The organism is Bacillus sp. KNSH39 (assembly GCF_052656585.1).
In genome coordinates this window covers 3679231-3695710 of record NZ_JBQXYO010000001.1, presented here as the reverse complement: position 1 = coordinate 3695710, position 16480 = coordinate 3679231, and the positions used below count along the sequence as shown (strand labels likewise).

Genomic DNA, 16480 nt, shown 5'->3' with positions numbered 1-16480 from the left:
GATGCATTTTAAACTATCAGAAGAACATGAAATGATAAGAAAAATGGTTCGAGATTTTGCTAAAAATGAAGTGGCACCAACAGCAGCTGAGCGTGATGAGGAAGAGCGATTTGATCGAGAATTATTTGATCAAATGGCAGAGCTTGGTTTAACCGGTATTCCGTGGCCTGAAGAGTACGGTGGAATTGGAAGCGATTACTTAGCGTACGTAATCGCTATTGAAGAATTATCCCGCGTTTGTGCTTCAACAGGCGTAACACTGTCCGCGCATACTTCACTTGCGGGATGGCCAATTTTTAAATTTGGGACGGAAGAGCAAAAGCAAAAGTTTTTACGACCGATGGCTGAAGGAAAGAAAATTGGTGCATACGGCTTAACGGAGCCAGGATCTGGATCGGATGCTGGTGGAATGAAGACAATCGCAAAGAGAGATGGAGACCATTATATTTTAAATGGATCAAAAATTTTCATTACAAATGGCGGTATTGCTGATATTTACGTTGTTTTTGCGCTAACTGATCCTGAATCAAAGCAGCGCGGTACGAGTGCATTTATTGTAGAAAGTGATACACCGGGATTTTCAGTTGGGAAGAAGGAGAGCAAGCTAGGGATTCGCTCTTCACCAACGACTGAAATTATGTTTGAAGATTGCCGTATTCCTGTAGAGAATCTACTTGGAGAAGAGGGGCAAGGGTTTAAAGTTGCGATGCAAACATTAGATGGAGGTCGTAACGGTATTGCGGCGCAAGCTGTTGGTATTGCACAAGGGGCTTTAGATGCTTCTGTAGAATATGCAAGGGAGCGCCATCAATTTGGAAAACCAATTGCGGCGCAGCAAGGGATTGGCTTTAAACTTGCGGATATGGCAACAGATGTAGAAGCGGCACGCCTTTTAACATATCAAGCGGCTTGGCTTGAATCAGAAGGGCTTCCGTATGGAAAAGAGTCAGCGATGTCAAAAGTATTTGCAGGAGATACAGCGATGAGGGTGACGACTGAAGCGGTGCAAGTATTTGGTGGTTACGGTTATACGAAAGATTATCCAGTAGAGCGTTATATGCGAGATGCAAAAATTACACAAATATATGAAGGAACACAAGAGATTCAGAGGCTTGTAATTTCTCGTATGTTAACGAAGTAGGAACGAAAGCGTAGGTATTTTCCTACGCTTTTTCCTTCCAAAAAATAATAGAGAGAGGTGAAGGGAATGGTTAAACATAATGTACATGCATCGGTGAAAGATGAAAAATTAGTTGCGTTAAGACGTGAGCAAATGATTAAAGGTGCGGTGCAACTGTTTAAACAAAAAGGATTTCCGCGTACAACAACGAGAGAAATTGCAAAAGCGGCTGGATTTAGTATAGGGACACTTTATGAGTACATTCGTACAAAAGATGATGTTTTGTATTTAGTTTGTGATAGTATTTATGAACATGTAAAAGAAAGATTAGAGGAAGTAGTTTGTACAGAAAAAGGGAGTGTAGAAAGTTTAAAGATAGCAATAACGAATTACTTTAAAGTGATGGATGAATTACAGGAAGAAGTATTGATAATGTATCAAGAGGTACGCTTTTTACCGAAAGAATCACTTCCGTATGTATTAGAAAAGGAGTTTCAAATGGTAGGAATGTTCGAGAATATTTTAGAACAGTGTACGGAAAATGGAACATTTACATTAAATAAAAAAGAAATACAGCTTCTTGCCCATAATATTTTTATACAAGGACAGATGTGGGGATTTAGACGCTGGGCGCTGCAAAAACTGTATACGCTCGAAGAATATACAGAAATGCAAATTAGGTATGTATTGCAAGGGGCCCATATGCTTCCGAAATAAGGAACAGACAAATTATAATTTTACTACCCTATAAAAGTTTCCCGTTTTTTTTGTAGCATATTTGTGCGACTTTTGTTTATAATGAATAGTATGGATTTTTTTAAGCAGGCCGTTATATATAAGGTTATATTTGATGAAAGGAAGTGCCGCATAAGTGGATTTTAAGCAATATTCACCAGAAGAGCTAAAAGAATGTTCAATGATTGAAGTTGTACATAGCGTTTTAGGGGATAAAAAACAAGCAACGACATTCAACGAGTTGGTTCAAGAAATCGCTCAAGTGCTGGGACTATCTCAAGAGCAAGTTAATGCGAAAATCGCACAATTTTATACAGACTTAAACATCGATGGACGTTTCATTAATTTAGGAGAAAATCGTTGGGGGCTACGCAGCTGGTACCCATACGAGCAAATTGATGAAGAAATCTTGCCTCAACCAAAACCGAAGAAGAAACGTAAAGTTGAAGAAGACGGTTTTGACGACTACATTGAAGAAGATGAAGATGACTTCGACGATGCAGATGTAAATGAAGACGAAGATGATGATGTAGAAGATTTGGACAAGGTTCTTGAAGAAGAAGACGGAGATGACGACGATCTTGATGATTTAGACGAAGATGACGACGACTTCGCTGAAGAAGAACTTGAGTATGACGAAACTGAAGAAGAAGAAGAAGAGGAAGAACTGTAGTTCTTGACTTTTCATTATCGTCCATGTAGAATCATTTTTGGGCTCTTTAAAAAAGGACGATAATACTTTTAAAGTGTAAATATAAAAGAAAATTGCTCCCTACTTATTACTTTTTGTGATGAGGGGAGCAATTTTCTTTTTTGTTTTTTGTTTAGAAAATAAAAAGAGTCTAACAATAAGATGGATACAGTGTTATCTACATACGTTGCGCTTTGCAACGGTGATTATATAACAGCAAAATAGAAGGGAGCTTTTTCATGACTAAGTATATTTTTGTAACAGGCGGTGTAGTATCGTCTTTAGGAAAAGGTATTACAGCAGCATCTCTTGGAAGACTTTTAAAAAATCGTGGTTTAAACGTAACGATTCAAAAGTTTGATCCATACATTAACGTAGACCCAGGGACTATGAGCCCATATCAACACGGTGAGGTATTCGTAACAGATGATGGCGCAGAAACTGACTTAGACCTTGGTCACTATGAGCGTTTTATCGACATTAACTTAAACAAATACAGCAACGTAACAACAGGTAAAATTTACTCTTCAGTTCTTCAAAAAGAGCGTCGCGGTGAATATTTAGGAGGAACAGTTCAAGTTATTCCTCACATTACTAACGAAATTAAAGAACGCGTATATCGTTCTGGTCGTGAAACAAATGCGGATGTTGTTATTACAGAAATCGGTGGAACTGTTGGTGACATCGAGTCTCTACCATTCTTAGAAGCAATCCGTCAAATTAAGAGCGACATCGGTCGTGACAATGTAATGTACATTCACTGTACGTTAATCCCGTACTTAAAAGCAGCGGGTGAAATGAAGACAAAACCAACACAACATAGTGTTAAAGAACTTCGTAGCTTAGGAATTCAACCAAACATTATCGTTGTTCGTACAGAAATGCCTGTTTCTCAAGATATGAAAGACAAGCTTGCGTTATTCTGTGACATTGATACAAAAGCAGTTATCGAAGCTCGCGATGCAGATACTTTATATGCGGTTCCATTATCTCTTCAAGAACAAAATATGGACCAAATCGTTTGTGACCACTTAAAATTAGACAATCCAGCTGCAGATATGACAGAGTGGACTGCTCTAGTTAACAAAGTGCGTAATCTTTCTAAGAAAACAAAAATCGCTCTTGTTGGTAAATATGTAGAACTTCAAGATGCTTATATTTCTGTTGTAGAAGCACTTCGTCATGCTGGTTACTCATTCGACACAGATGTAGAAGTAAAATGGGTAAATGCTGAGCACGTAACAGCAGAAAACGTAAAAGAATTAGTTGGCGATACAGATGGTATCCTTGTACCAGGTGGCTTCGGTGATCGTGGTGTAGAAGGTAAAATCGTTGCGATTCAATATGCTCGTGAAAACAAAGTTCCATTCTTAGGAATTTGCTTAGGTATGCAACTTGCATCAATCGAATTCGCACGTAATGTATTAGGTTTAGAAGGTGCTAACTCTTCTGAAATCAACCCTGACACACCATATGCAATCATCGACTTATTACCAGAACAAAAAGATGTAGAGGACCTAGGTGGTACACTTCGTCTTGGTCTATACCCATGTAAGCTTGCTGAAGAAACAAATGCTTACAATGCTTATAATGAGCCGGTTGTATATGAACGTCATCGTCATCGTTATGAGTTCAACAACCAGTTCCGTCCGGATATGGAAAAAGAAGGATTTGTATTCTCTGGTACAAGCCCAGACGGTCGTCTAGTTGAAATCATTGAATTAAAAGATCATCCTTGGTTCGTGGCAGCACAGTTCCACCCAGAACTTGTTTCTCGTCCAAACCGTCCACAACCATTGTTCCATGACTTCGTAAGAGCTTCTATTACGAATAAAGAGAGCAAGTAATAAAAAAAGCGCCTGAAATAAGGCGCTTTTTTTAATATTCATTTAACATTTCATCGATTGTAAATTTAATCCCGTGATAAGCAAATAAGGCTACTATTAAACTTGGGAATCCGTAGCGATTACCTTCATCGTCTGGAATAAGACCTTTTAACAGTTTTGTATCAATATGTACGTCTGTATATCGTTCGAGTGATTCCGTACCTTCTTGAAGAGCAGAAATGCCGACAATAGAGTGTCCCTCTTCTTGTAGTTTTTTTGCAATTTCTACAACCGCTTCATCTGTTGAAAAACGGCTAATAAGAAGTACACGATCCGCAGAGGTTACTTCTGCTTCTTTACCATTTTCAAATAAGCGTTTTGCTTGCTTCATTGGTTCAGCACCGAATAGTGCCTCGGCAACAACGCCCTCCATTTCATTTGTACCATGTAAATAAATGAAACCATCGCCAACTAGTGCTTGAGCAAGTAAACGAGCGCTATCTTCTATATTCATTTCTTCTTTTTGAGAAACTCTGGAGAAATAACCACTTAATTGAGTTGAAAAAATTTTTAACATAATGTTACTCCCTTCGTACGTGTTTGCCGGCTTTCATTATAATTTATTTTTTTAGAAAGGTGAAATCGTAGGGTAGCATAACAAAATAGGAAACGGTAAAATAAGAAAGAATAGGAAGGAATTTGCCAAAGAATAGCGAAATTAAATCGTTAAGATATAAGAAGCTTTAAATCTTGTACTTACACAGAAAGGTTGGGAATTATGGAAGGTAAAATTTTAATCGTTGATGATCAATATGGGATTCGTGTGTTATTACATGAAGTGTTCCAAAAAGAAGGTTATCAGACATTCCAAGCAGCGAATGGATTTCAAGCTTTAGATATCGTGAAAAAAGATAATCCAGATTTAGTAGTGTTAGATATGAAAATTCCAGGCATGGATGGTATAGAGATTTTAAAGCATGTAAAAGAAATTGATGAGAGTATTAAAGTAATTTTAATGACTGCTTATGGAGAGCTTGATATGATCCAAGAAGCAAAAGATTTAGGAGCTTTAATGCATTTTGCTAAACCATTTGATATTGATGAAATTCGTCAAGCTGTGAGAAATGAGCTCGCTGTAGAGGCATAAAAATGAATTTTTTATAAAAAATATGGAAAAAAGCGTTTACATGGACTATTGTGCAGGTGAATACGGTTGAGTTTTTGAGTACAAGTTGTTATCCTATTGAGTGTAGAAAAAAGTCCGGTATGTAGATATACATATTTTACCTTATTCTGGTCATACTACCAGCGATAAGAACTTATCGGATACAAAAAACGTTTTTTAGGAGGATTCACCATGCCTTTAGTTTCTATGAAAGAAATGCTAAACAAAGCACTAGAAGGAAAATACGCAGTTGGTCAATTCAACATGAACAACTTAGAGTGGACTCAAGCTATCTTAGCTGCTGCGGAAGAAGAAAAATCTCCTGTAATCCTAGGTGTATCTGAGGGTGCAGCTCGTCATATGACTGGTTTCAAAACAGTTGTAGCTATGGTTAAAGCTTTAATCGAAGAAATGAACATCACTGTTCCTGTAGCGATTCACCTTGACCATGGTTCAAGCTTCGAAAAATGTAAAGAAGCAATTGATGCAGGTTTCACATCTGTAATGATCGACGCTTCTCACCACCCATTCGAAGAAAACGTTGAAACTACTAAACAAGTAGTAGAATACGCACACGCTCGTAACGTATCTGTTGAAGCTGAGCTTGGAACAGTTGGCGGACAAGAAGACGACGTAATCGCTGAAGGCGTAATTTACGCTGACCCAGCAGAGTGTAAGCACCTTGTTGAAGCAACAGGTATCGATTGCCTAGCTCCAGCTTTAGGTTCTGTACACGGTCCTTACAAAGGTGAGCCTAACTTAGGATTCGCTGAAATGGAACAAGTTCGTGACTTCACTGGCGTACCTTTAGTATTACATGGTGGTACTGGTATCCCAACTGCTGATATCGAAAAAGCTATCTCTTTAGGTACTTCAAAAATCAACGTAAACACTGAGAACCAAATCGAGTTTACAAAAGCTGTTCGTGAAGTATTAAACAAAGACCAAGAAGTTTACGATCCTCGTAAATTTATCGGACCTGGCCGCGACGCTATCAAAGCAACTGTTATTGGTAAAATTCGCGAATTCGGTTCTAACGGTAAAGCGTAAGAATAAAATTCCGTTTTGGAAACCGTCTAGTCTTTTAGACGGTTTCCTTTCGTTGTATAATGAAAGCGTGAACAAGTCTAAAGATTTTATCATTTTTGGTTTTTAAATAGAAAATAATGTGCATAGTCCTATTAATAAATGTGATAACGTATCTAAATTGATAAAGTGAATTCGATGAATAGTTGATCTTTATCTATTCGTGCTACAGGAGAAATGAAGATAATGGTTTCCTATTTATTGAGTTTTGGGATGGAAAGAGTAATTGAGATTCTTAAGGGGAGCTTTCTATAAAAAGATAGAAAGTAAATACATTCACAAGAAGGGAGCTCAATATGGAAAAATTGCTAATTGAAGGCGGAAGAGCTTTAAATGGAACAATTCGAGTAAGTGGTGCAAAGAACAGTGCCGTTGCATTAATTCCAGCGACAATTTTAGCAGATACTCCAGTAACTATTGGTGGTGTCCCTAATATTTCGGACGTGAAAATGTTAGGGGACTTACTAGAGGAAATTGGAGGGAAAGTAACTTATGGACAGGAGGAAGAGATGGTAGTCGATCCTTCTAACATGGTTGCAATGCCTTTGCCAAATGGAAAAGTGAAAAAATTGCGCGCTTCTTATTATTTAATGGGTGCAATGCTTGGCCGTTTTAAAAAAGCTGTTATTGGGCTTCCGGGTGGATGTCATTTAGGACCGAGGCCGATTGATCAGCATATTAAAGGGTTTGAAGCGCTAGGTGCACATGTTACGAATGAACAAGGTGCCATCTATTTAAGAGCAGATGAGCTACGCGGGGCACGTATTTATTTAGATGTTGTTAGTGTAGGAGCTACGATTAATATTATGCTAGCAGCTGTACGAGCGAAAGGTAGAACTGTTATTGAAAATGCAGCGAAAGAGCCTGAGATCATTGATGTAGCTACATTGTTAACAAGCATGGGAGCACGTATTAAAGGTGCTGGTACTGACGTAATCCGAATAGATGGTGTTGACTCTTTACATGGTTGTCACCATACTATCATCCCAGATCGTATTGAAGCTGGTACGTATATGATTCTAGGAGCTGCATCAGGAGGAGAAGTAACGGTTGATAACGTTATTCCTCAGCATTTAGAATCAGTTACTGCAAAGCTAAGAGAAGCTGGTGTTCAAGTTGAAACGAACGATGATCAAATTACGGTGAACGGTAATAGAAAGTTAAAAGTAGTTGATATCAAAACGCTTGTATATCCAGGTTTTCCAACGGATTTACAACAGCCGTTTACGACGCTTTTAACAAAGGCACACGGGACGGGAGTTGTAACAGATACAATTTACGGTGCCCGTTTCAAACACATTGATGAATTACGTCGTATGAATGCTCAAATTAAAGTAGAGGGTCGTTCGGCAATTGTAACTGGTCCTGTGTTACTGCAAGGTGCAAAAGTGAAGGCGAGTGATTTACGAGCAGGAGCGGCACTTGTTATTGCAGGGTTAATGGCAGATGGAATTACAGAAGTAACAGGACTTGAGCATATTGATCGAGGTTATGAGAATATAGTGGACAAGCTTAAAGGGCTTGGTGCAAACATTTGGCGAGAACAAATGACAAAGCAAGAAATTGAAGAAATGAAGAACGCATAAGTGATACTTCCGCAAGGGGGAAGCGAAGCATCACTACTTGCGGAAGTACACTTTATAGAAAAACACGGTTCACAAAATACGGCAGAAATATAAAGGCTTAAAGGAGAGGGATTATCGTGGAAAGAAGTTTATCTATGGAGTTAGTACGTGTAACAGAGGCTGCAGCTTTATCATCAGCGCGTTGGATGGGGCGCGGGAAAAAGGATGAGGCAGACGGTGCAGCAACATCAGCTATGCGTGATGTATTTGATACAATTCCGATGAAAGGTACAGTTGTAATTGGTGAAGGTGAGATGGATGAAGCACCAATGCTATATATCGGAGAGAAATTAGGTACAGGATATGGACCACGTGTAGACGTTGCGGTTGATCCTTTAGAAGGGACAAACATCGTAGCAGCTGGTGGCTGGAATGCTCTTGCTGTCATTGCAATTGCAGACCACGGTAATTTGTTACATGCCCCTGACATGTACATGGATAAAATCGCGGTTGGCCCAGAAGCAGTTGGGGCGGTCGACATTGATGCGCCTATTATTGATAACTTACGTGCAGTTGCGAAAGCGAAAAATAAAGATATTGAAGATGTTGTAGCGACAGTTTTAAATCGTCCACGTCATCAAGAAATTATTGAAGAAATTCGTAAAGCTGGTGCGCGCATTAAATTGATTAATGATGGAGATGTAGCTGGAGCGATTAATACAGCGTTTGATCGTACAGGTGTAGATATTTTATTTGGATCTGGTGGAGCACCTGAAGGTGTATTAGCAGCAGTTGCTTTAAAATGTTTAGGTGGAGAAATTCACGGAAAACTATTGCCACAAAACGAAGCTGAATTAGCACGTTGTAAAAAAATGGGCATAGAAGACATTAATCGTATCCTTCGCATGGAGGACTTAGTAAAAGGTGACGATGCAATCTTTGCAGCAACAGGCGTAACAGATGGAGAACTATTACGTGGTGTTCAATTTAAAGGTAGCGTAGGAACAACGCAATCCCTTGTTATGCGCGCAAAATCAGGCACAGTTCGCTTCGTAGATGGTCGTCATAGCTTAAATAAAAAACCAAACTTGGTTATTAAGTAAAAAGCGGAGGTGGCTTGCTCAGAAGGGGTGAAATGACTGACCCTTCTAGCCACCGACCATTCTAGCTGCTGAAGCTAGATTAAATAAAAAGCGTAAGCAGCTCCTTCAGAAAGGTTAAAATGGTCGATCTTTCTAACTATCGGAGCTGGAACTAAATTAAATAAGAAGCGAAGACAAATTTTCTTGTCTTCGCTTCTTGTATTTGTGTTCCAACGTATTGATTAAAACTAGATAAAAGGGTTACAATAGTGAATATTACCCTACTTGAACTTATTGCCTTTCATTATTAATTATTTGCCTTCCGTATTTTTTCCCTTTACCCATGAAAAAAGAGAATAACGTTAAAGTGTGGTGTCTGAATGAATTTGTCAATTGCAGCATTAGAAAACATGAAATTAAAAGAGTTATACGAGCTTGCGAAAGAATTTAAGATTTCGTATTATAGCAAGTTAACGAAAAAAGAGCTGATTTTTTCTATTTTGAAAGCTCGAGCAGAAAAAGAAGGTTTCTTTTTCATGGAAGGCGTATTAGAAATTATTCAATCAGAAGGATTTGGATTCCTACGTCCTATCAACTATTCTCCAAGCTCAGAAGATATTTATATCTCAGCTTCGCAAATTCGTCGTTTCGATTTACGTAATGGAGATAAGGTTTCTGGTAAAGTACGACCTCCGAAAGAAAATGAACGCTATTTTGGGTTATTACAAGTTGAAGCTGTAAACGGAGATGATCCAGATTCAGCAAAAGAGCGTGTGCATTTCCCTGCATTAACACCATTATACCCAGATCGCCAAATGAAATTGGAAACGGAACCGAAAAAGTTACCGACACGCATCATGGATTTAATCGCACCAGTTGGATTTGGACAACGTGGTTTAATTGTTGCGCCTCCAAAGGCTGGTAAAACAAGTCTATTAAAAGAAATCGCGCACAGTGTTACAACAAATCATCCGGAAGCAGAACTAATTGTACTTTTAATTGATGAGCGTCCAGAGGAAGTAACAGACATTGAACGTTCTGTTAAAGGAGATGTTGTAAGTTCTACTTTTGATGAAGTACCAGAAAATCATATTAAAGTAGCTGAGCTTGTGTTAGAACGTGCGATGCGTCTTGTAGAGCACAAGAAAGATGTTATCATTTTAATGGATAGTATTACCCGTTTAGCTCGAGCTTACAACCTCGTTATTCCACCAAGTGGTAGAACATTATCAGGTGGTATCGATCCAGCTGCCTTCCATAGACCGAAGCGTTTCTTTGGAGCTGCACGTAATATTGAAGAAGGCGGTAGCTTAACAATTTTAGCAACAGCCCTTGTTGATACAGGATCACGTATGGACGATGTTATTTACGAGGAATTTAAAGGAACTGGAAATATGGAACTTCACTTAGATCGTTCATTAGCTGAACGTCGTATCTTCCCAGCGATTGATATTCGTCGTTCTGGTACACGTAAAGAAGATCTATTAATTCCAAAAGAACATTTAGACAAGTTATGGGGCATTCGTAAGACAATGCGTGATACACCAGACTTTGTTGAAAGTTTCTTACGTAAGCTTCGTCAAACGAAGACAAATGAAGAGTTTTTACAAAACATTGTTGCAGACTCGAAAAGGTATGTAACAACTAAGTAAAGGGAAAAAATCAAGACTCGCTTATTTTATAGTAAGCGAGTTTTTTATGCTGTTTAGGTGATATTAAAGAGAGAAATAAGTGAAAGAACCTGAGCTAGTCAGAGCTGGATGAGCTCCCTCCAGCGGCTAAAATCTCCGGTTATTTCGCTCTCTCGCATGAAGCAAAAAGCGCTTCAAGATCGAGAGTTCGAAGTGTCCTGGATTCTTAAGTAATATCCAGTTCTGGTGGCTAGCTCTTCGCATCTAAGAACCTTCCGCCCGAAAGGTAAAAAGCACCTTTAGGGCGAAAGAACCTTAACTGGTCAGAGTTGAGCGAGCCACCTCCACTTTTAAGATAATATCCAGCTCCAGCGGCTAGAATGGTCGGTGGCTTCGCGTCTTCCTACAAGGTAAAAAGCACCTCTACGTCAGAAGCTCCATCCCCCTCCCATTCTGAACGAGCCGCTTCTGCTTTTAAATTGTATCTAGTTCCGACGGCTAGCTCTTCGTGTCTAAGAACCTCCCGCACTAAAGGTAAAAAGCACCTTTTGTGCGAGAGAACCTTAGCCGGTCAGAGCTAAACGAGCCGTCTACACTTTTAATTTCAAAAGACAAAAACAGGTAGTTGCAAAATGAAGTTAGCCTTGTTATAATTTCATCATATGTGTTTCATCAATATAGTTGTGTATGCAGCTGAAGATGAAAAACTCTGTTTCGAAAATGATTCAGGGCGGAAGGAGATGAAAAGAATGAAAGCAGGAATTCACCCAGATTACAAGAAAGTTGTATTCATGGACACAAACACAGGCTTCAAATTCTTAAGCGGATCTACTAAAGGATCTAACGAAACTGTTGAGTGGGAAGATGGTAACACTTATCCATTACTAAAAGTTGAGATCAGTTCTGATTCTCACCCATTCTACACTGGACGTCAGAAGTTTGCTACTGCAGACGGACGCGTTGACCGCTTCAATAAGAAATACGGTCTTAAGTAATAAAAACATAAAACAGGCAAGTGTATGTATTCGCTTGTCTGTTTTTTTTGCGAAAATATTATACCTTTACCCTACTTTTAACTGAAAAGTAGATGAAAGGAGAGCTTCATGTACTTAATAAATCAAAATGGCTGGATTGAAGTGATTTGCGGTAGTATGTTTTCTGGCAAGTCAGAAGAGCTAATCCGCCGTGTGCGCCGTACGCAATTTGCAAAACAACATGCAATTGTATTTAAACCATGTATTGATAATCGATATAGTGAAGAAGATGTTGTATCACATAACGGATTAAAGGTAAAAGCAGTTCCTGTTTCAGCTTCAAAGGATATATTTGAACATATTACAGAAGAGCTGGATGTTATTGCAATCGATGAGGTGCAATTTTTTGATGGGGACATTGTGGAAGTGGTGCAAGTATTGGCAAATCGTGGCTATCGTGTCATTGTAGCTGGTTTAGACCAAGATTTCCGTGGTCTACCATTTGGACAAGTTCCTCAGCTGATGGCGATTGCTGAACATGTGACAAAACTACAAGCAGTATGTTCTGTATGTGGATCTCCAGCAAGTCGTACACAACGATTAATTGATGGAGAACCAGCGGCATTTGATGATCCAATTATTTTAGTTGGAGCTTCAGAATCGTATGAACCACGTTGTCGTCATTGTCATGCAGTACCTGCAAACAAAGATAAGTAAAACTCGCTGCGCAAGGCGGGTTTTTTTCAAAATAGAGAGTGTGAGTGGTGTGATCCGCTGCTTTTAGATATTATCTAGCTCCGCCTCCTAGGTCCTTGCGTTTAAGAACCTCCCGCACGAGAAGACAAAAAACGTCTTCTGTGCGAGAGAACCTTAGCTGGTCAGAGCTGAAAGAGCCACTGCCACTTTTAAATATATTATCTAGCTCCAGCGGCTAGAATCTCCGGCCATTTCGCTCTCTCGCTCGAAGCAAAAAGCGCTTCAAGGTCGAGAGCTCCAATGGCCTGCGATTCTGAGCGAGCCGCTTGCGCTTTTAAATATAATTTGCGTTTTTTTGAGTAAGTACCATATACTATTTGTATTAGATACTAGGATGTAGAGGTGAATGATGTGTTAGATCGTTTGCAAGCTGTAGAAAATCGTTATGAGAAGTTAAATGAATTGTTAAGTGATCCAGCGATTATTAGTGATTCAAATAAGCTTCGTGAATATTCAAAGGAACAGTCTGATATACAGGAAACGGTAGAGGTGTATCGTGAGTATAAGGATGTTCGTGAGCAATTAAAAGATGCGAAAGCAATGTTAGAAGATAAGTTAGACGCAGAAATGCGTGAAATGGTAAAAGAAGAAGTTTCTGAGTTAGAATCACAAGATAAAACATTATCAGAGCGTCTGAAAATTTTACTTGTTCCAAAAGACCCTAATGATGATAAGAACGTTATCGTTGAGGTTCGTGGAGCTGCTGGTGGAGACGAGGCAGCTTTATTTGCTGGTGACTTATACCGTATGTATAGCCGTTACGCTGAGGTACAGGGCTGGAAAACGGAGATTATTGAGGCTAGCTATACAGAGTTAGGTGGATATAAAGAGATTATCTTTATGATTAATGGTAAAGGTGCTTTCGCGAAGCTGAAATTCGAGAATGGTGCTCACCGTGTACAACGTGTTCCTGAAACGGAATCTGGTGGACGTATTCATACATCTACAGCAACTGTAGCTGTATTACCAGAGGCAGAAGAAGTAGAAATTGATATTCATGAGAAAGATGTTCGTGTTGATACATTCGCTTCTAGTGGACCTGGTGGACAGAGCGTTAATACAACGATGTCAGCGGTGCGTTTAACGCATTTACCGACTGGTGTAGTTGTATCTTGTCAGGATGAGAAATCACAGATCAAGAATAAAGAAAAAGCGATGAAAGTATTACGCGCACGTGTTTATGATAAGTTTAGACAAGAAGCGCAAGCTGAGTATGATCAAAACCGTAAACAAGCTGTTGGTACGGGAGATCGTTCAGAGCGTATTCGTACGTATAACTTCCCGCAAAACCGTGTTACAGACCATCGAATCGGTTTAACGATTCAAAAGCTAGATCAAATCTTACAAGGTAAGTTAGATGATTTCATCAATGCCTTAGTGATGGAAGATCAGGCTCAAAAGATGGAGGCAGCTGAGTAATGCGTGTCTATGAAGCCCTGAAATGGGCTTCTTCTTTTTTACAGGAAAATGGACGAGATGAAAATGCGGGAGAAATTGTCCTTTGTCATGTATTAAAGGTGAACAGAACAGGATTACTTATGAATATGCGTGAAGAAATAACTGAGGAACAAGAGAAAAGCTTTACGGAGTTTATCCATAAGCATGTAGAAGGTATTCCTATTCAATATATGATTGGTTATGAAATGTTTTATGGACGGTCTTTCTTTGTGAATGAAGAAGTATTAATACCAAGGCCGGAAACAGAAGAGCTTATAGTGGGAGTATTAGAAAGAATCGAGCGCCATTTTGGTGATGAGAAACTACATGTAGCAGATATAGGTACAGGTAGTGGAGCGATTTCTATTACGCTTGCTTTAGAAAATAAAAATCTTCATGTGTATACAGTAGATATTGCACAAGAGTCGATTGAAGTTGCAAAAGAAAATGCAAAAGCTTTAGGTGCAGAAGTAACGTTCTATCACGGTGATTTATTGTCACCATTTCATAAAACGGGTCAAAAGCTAGATATTGTTGTTTCAAATCCTCCATATATACCGGAAGAGGATTGGCGTGGTCTTTCTCCAGTTGTGAAAGAGCATGAGCCGAAGAGAGCACTTGTTGGTGGTGAAGACGGATTAGATTTCTATCGCCGTTTTATGGAAGAATTGCCGAATGTGTTGCAGAAGAAAGCGATTGTGGCGTTTGAAATTGGAGTAGGACAAGGTGAGGATGTAAAAAGATTGTTACAACAAGCTTTTCCACATGCTCATGTTGAGGTTGTTTTCGATATTAACGGAAAAGATCGTATGGTATTTGCAGAGATGGAGTAAGGTTCACACCTTACTCTATTTTTTTGTGGAAAAATTCATATAGATTTTGAATTTAATAGTTTAGAAAGATGAAAGTCTGTCCACACTGTTTGTAGAAGGGACGGTGGAGGAAATGAAAAAACAAGTTATTGCTTATCTTCTTATACTATTAATTGGTGCACAGTTACTTGTGCAGTTTGGATATATGAAAGCTGATGCGAAAGGGCCTTCAGTTATTCCGAAAGAGGCCGTTCGATTACGAATTTTAGCAAATAGTGATTCAGATAAAGACCAGGCATTAAAGCGTAAAGTGCGTGATGAAGTAAAAGCACAAATTGATGGATGGGTAGCGGATTTAACTTCATTTGAAGAGGCGCGCAAAGTAATTCAAAGTCATATTCCAGAAATCGAGAAAACGGTGGAAAATACGTTAAAAAGAGAAGGAAGTAAAGAATCATTTCAAGTGAAATTTAGTAAGAATGTAAAGTTTCCTACAAAGGTATATGGGAATTTTATTTATCCGGCAGGGGAATATGAAGCAGTCTTAATTACAATTGGGGAAGGTGAAGGGGCAAACTGGTGGTGTGTATTATTTCCACCGATGTGTTTCTTAGATTTTTCAAGTGGTACAGCTGTAAGGAAAGAAGAACATGTTGTGAAGGCTGAATCTCCTGAAGAGGAGCAAGTAAAACAAATAGATAATGAAGAAGTAGTAAATGTAGAAGAGAAAAAAGAGGATGAGGTAAAAGAAACGAAAGTTGTAAAGCGGGAAGCAGTAAAAAAAGTAACAGCTTCTGAAAAGAAAGTAGTGAAAAATGAAACAAAAGTCGAAGAGCAGCCTGTAAGTAAAGAAGAAACAAAAAATGTGGAAAAAGTGGAGAAATCTGTGGAGAAAAAACAAGAACAGCAAAATGAGTATGTAAAAGTAGAAGAGGAAGAAGAAAAGCCAGAAGTTAAATTGTTTATTGTAGAAGCTTTTACATCTTTATTCTCTAAATAGTACTATTAATAAATCCCTCCTCATATATAAAAATGAGGAGGGATTTATTATGAAGAAAGTGTATTTTGCTACGAAAGCAGATGTGGAAAGATTACATTCTTTTTTCGGACAAGCTAATAAAAAAGATGATAAAATAAATGAGTTGTACGCACAATTTATGATTTTGGAAGAGGCGGAAGAAATACGAGCTGTAATTGGTTATGAACAAAGTGGGGAAGATGTACTTATTCGTTCTTGTTTATTCACACCTCATGTGGATAAACAGACTTTCTTATATTTTTTTGAAATGTTTTTGCAGTATATGAAAGAAAAAAGTGTTCAACAATTGTACTTACTAACAAATCATCCACAATCTGTACCGATCTTTCAGTTCTTTGACTTTTTTACTATAGAAAAGGATGAGGTTCCAGAGGGAATTCAACAGCTAGAACATTTTTGTAAAAATATAAAAGAGCAGAATGCAATAATACTAAATTGTCAGCTATTCACAAAGTTATCCACGGATTAATTAGGTTTATCCACATTTTGTGGATAAACCTTGTTTGTCTTTTGGATAAATCTCATAGTAAACTAAAAATAGACAAGTATTTAAGGCTAGAA

The 16480-nt window shown here is 38.6% G+C and carries 16 protein-coding genes; 15 read left to right on the top strand and 1 reads right to left on the bottom strand.

The features are described from left to right. The first annotated feature begins 1 nt into the window (after position 1). From acdA to pyrG, 4 genes are all read left to right on the top strand, one after another. Positions 2 to 1141 carry an acyl-CoA dehydrogenase AcdA gene (acdA, locus tag ACUL40_RS18935; protein ID WP_000545544.1) on the top strand — a complete coding sequence of 380 codons (1140 nt, stop codon included), beginning with the start codon at positions 2 to 4 and terminating at the stop codon, positions 1139 to 1141. 66 nt (positions 1142 to 1207) lie between these two features. Further along, positions 1208 to 1837 carry a TetR/AcrR family transcriptional regulator gene (locus ACUL40_RS18930; RefSeq protein ID WP_000238605.1) on the top strand — a complete coding sequence of 210 codons (630 nt, stop codon included), beginning with the start codon at positions 1208 to 1210 and terminating at the stop codon, positions 1835 to 1837. 154 nt (positions 1838 to 1991) lie between these two features. Then, positions 1992 to 2528, top strand: coding sequence for a DNA-directed RNA polymerase subunit delta (gene rpoE, locus ACUL40_RS18925; RefSeq protein WP_445422776.1), 537 nt, complete (start codon positions 1992 to 1994; stop codon positions 2526 to 2528). A 257-nt stretch (positions 2529 to 2785) separates the two neighbouring features. After that, positions 2786 to 4393, top strand: a complete 1608-nt coding sequence (pyrG, locus tag ACUL40_RS18920; protein WP_000170460.1) for a CTP synthase — start codon at positions 2786 to 2788, stop codon at positions 4391 to 4393. A 31-nt stretch (positions 4394 to 4424) separates the two neighbouring features. On the opposite strand, the gene ACUL40_RS18915 is transcribed toward pyrG, so the two are convergent. Then, on the bottom strand, positions 4425 to 4949 hold the full coding sequence (locus ACUL40_RS18915; protein WP_000912402.1) for a DUF2529 domain-containing protein: 525 nt from the start codon (positions 4947 to 4949) through the stop codon (positions 4425 to 4427). Between the two features lie 201 nt (positions 4950 to 5150). On the opposite strand from ACUL40_RS18915, the gene spo0F reads away from it, so the two are divergent. The 11 genes from spo0F to ACUL40_RS18860 all read left to right on the top strand — a co-directional run bounded on the left by spo0F (position 5151) and on the right by ACUL40_RS18860 (position 16388). Beyond that, positions 5151 to 5519, top strand: coding sequence for a sporulation initiation phosphotransferase Spo0F (spo0F, locus tag ACUL40_RS18910; RefSeq protein WP_000398594.1), 369 nt, complete (start codon positions 5151 to 5153; stop codon positions 5517 to 5519). Between the two features lie 210 nt (positions 5520 to 5729). Next, positions 5730 to 6587 (top strand): class II fructose-bisphosphate aldolase, encoded by an 858-nt coding sequence (locus ACUL40_RS18905; RefSeq protein WP_001131855.1) that lies wholly within the window; start codon positions 5730 to 5732, stop codon positions 6585 to 6587. Between the two features lie 332 nt (positions 6588 to 6919). Beyond that, on the top strand, positions 6920 to 8209 hold the full coding sequence (gene murA / locus ACUL40_RS18900; protein WP_000413254.1) for a UDP-N-acetylglucosamine 1-carboxyvinyltransferase: 1290 nt from the start codon (positions 6920 to 6922) through the stop codon (positions 8207 to 8209). A gap of 116 nt (positions 8210 to 8325) precedes the next feature. Next, positions 8326 to 9291 carry a class II fructose-bisphosphatase gene (gene glpX / locus ACUL40_RS18895; protein WP_000442340.1) on the top strand — a complete coding sequence of 322 codons (966 nt, stop codon included), beginning with the start codon at positions 8326 to 8328 and terminating at the stop codon, positions 9289 to 9291. A 359-nt stretch (positions 9292 to 9650) separates the two neighbouring features. Continuing rightward, on the top strand, positions 9651 to 10922 hold the full coding sequence (gene rho, locus ACUL40_RS18890) for a transcription termination factor Rho (RefSeq protein WP_001053903.1): 1272 nt from the start codon (positions 9651 to 9653) through the stop codon (positions 10920 to 10922). A gap of 728 nt (positions 10923 to 11650) precedes the next feature. Then, complete coding sequence (locus ACUL40_RS18885) at positions 11651 to 11896, top strand: type B 50S ribosomal protein L31 (RefSeq protein ID WP_000643433.1); 246 nt, start codon at positions 11651 to 11653, stop codon at positions 11894 to 11896. Positions 11897 to 12004: 108 nt separating this feature from the next. Next, the gene (locus tag ACUL40_RS18880) at positions 12005 to 12592 is read left to right on the top strand and encodes a thymidine kinase (protein ID WP_000280859.1); all 588 of its coding nucleotides are present in this window, start codon (positions 12005 to 12007) and stop codon (positions 12590 to 12592) included. Positions 12593 to 12982: 390 nt separating this feature from the next. Beyond that, a complete protein-coding gene (prfA, locus tag ACUL40_RS18875) occupies positions 12983 to 14050 on the top strand; it encodes a peptide chain release factor 1 (RefSeq protein ID WP_000887064.1) in 1068 nt (355 codons plus the stop codon). Next, the gene (gene prmC, locus ACUL40_RS18870) at positions 14050 to 14901 is read left to right on the top strand and encodes a peptide chain release factor N(5)-glutamine methyltransferase (RefSeq protein WP_001267062.1); all 852 of its coding nucleotides are present in this window, start codon (positions 14050 to 14052) and stop codon (positions 14899 to 14901) included. Before prfA ends, prmC begins: the two co-directional genes overlap by 1 nt. A 112-nt stretch (positions 14902 to 15013) precedes the next feature. Next, positions 15014 to 15880 (top strand): stage II sporulation protein R, encoded by an 867-nt coding sequence (gene spoIIR / locus ACUL40_RS18865; protein ID WP_000745065.1) that lies wholly within the window; start codon positions 15014 to 15016, stop codon positions 15878 to 15880. Between the two features lie 49 nt (positions 15881 to 15929). After that, on the top strand, positions 15930 to 16388 hold the full coding sequence (locus ACUL40_RS18860; RefSeq protein WP_000758437.1) for a mechanosensitive ion channel protein: 459 nt from the start codon (positions 15930 to 15932) through the stop codon (positions 16386 to 16388). Positions 16389 to 16480: the final 92 nt, after the last annotated feature.

What these genes read in the sequence shown, in the direction of transcription:
- prmC (WP_001267062.1), top strand. Translation starts at nt 14,050, where the DNA reads ATGCGTGTCTATGAAGCCCTGAAATGGGCTTCTTCTTTTTTACAGGAA.
- spo0F (WP_000398594.1), top strand. Translation starts at nt 5,151, where the DNA reads ATGGAAGGTAAAATTTTAATCGTTGATGATCAATATGGGATTCGTGTG.
- pyrG (WP_000170460.1), top strand. Translation starts at nt 2,786, where the DNA reads ATGACTAAGTATATTTTTGTAACAGGCGGTGTAGTATCGTCTTTAGGA.
- spoIIR (WP_000745065.1), top strand. Translation starts at nt 15,014, where the DNA reads ATGAAAAAACAAGTTATTGCTTATCTTCTTATACTATTAATTGGTGCA.
- ACUL40_RS18885 (WP_000643433.1), top strand. Translation starts at nt 11,651, where the DNA reads ATGAAAGCAGGAATTCACCCAGATTACAAGAAAGTTGTATTCATGGAC.
- ACUL40_RS18905 (WP_001131855.1), top strand. Translation starts at nt 5,730, where the DNA reads ATGCCTTTAGTTTCTATGAAAGAAATGCTAAACAAAGCACTAGAAGGA.
- ACUL40_RS18930 (WP_000238605.1), top strand. Translation starts at nt 1,208, where the DNA reads ATGGTTAAACATAATGTACATGCATCGGTGAAAGATGAAAAATTAGTT.
- murA (WP_000413254.1), top strand. Translation starts at nt 6,920, where the DNA reads ATGGAAAAATTGCTAATTGAAGGCGGAAGAGCTTTAAATGGAACAATT.
- ACUL40_RS18860 (WP_000758437.1), top strand. Translation starts at nt 15,930, where the DNA reads ATGAAGAAAGTGTATTTTGCTACGAAAGCAGATGTGGAAAGATTACAT.
- rho (WP_001053903.1), top strand. Translation starts at nt 9,651, where the DNA reads ATGAATTTGTCAATTGCAGCATTAGAAAACATGAAATTAAAAGAGTTA.
- ACUL40_RS18915 (WP_000912402.1), bottom strand. Translation starts at nt 4,949, where the DNA reads ATGTTAAAAATTTTTTCAACTCAATTAAGTGGTTATTTCTCCAGAGTT.
- acdA (WP_000545544.1), top strand. Translation starts at nt 2, where the DNA reads ATGCATTTTAAACTATCAGAAGAACATGAAATGATAAGAAAAATGGTT.
- ACUL40_RS18880 (WP_000280859.1), top strand. Translation starts at nt 12,005, where the DNA reads ATGTACTTAATAAATCAAAATGGCTGGATTGAAGTGATTTGCGGTAGT.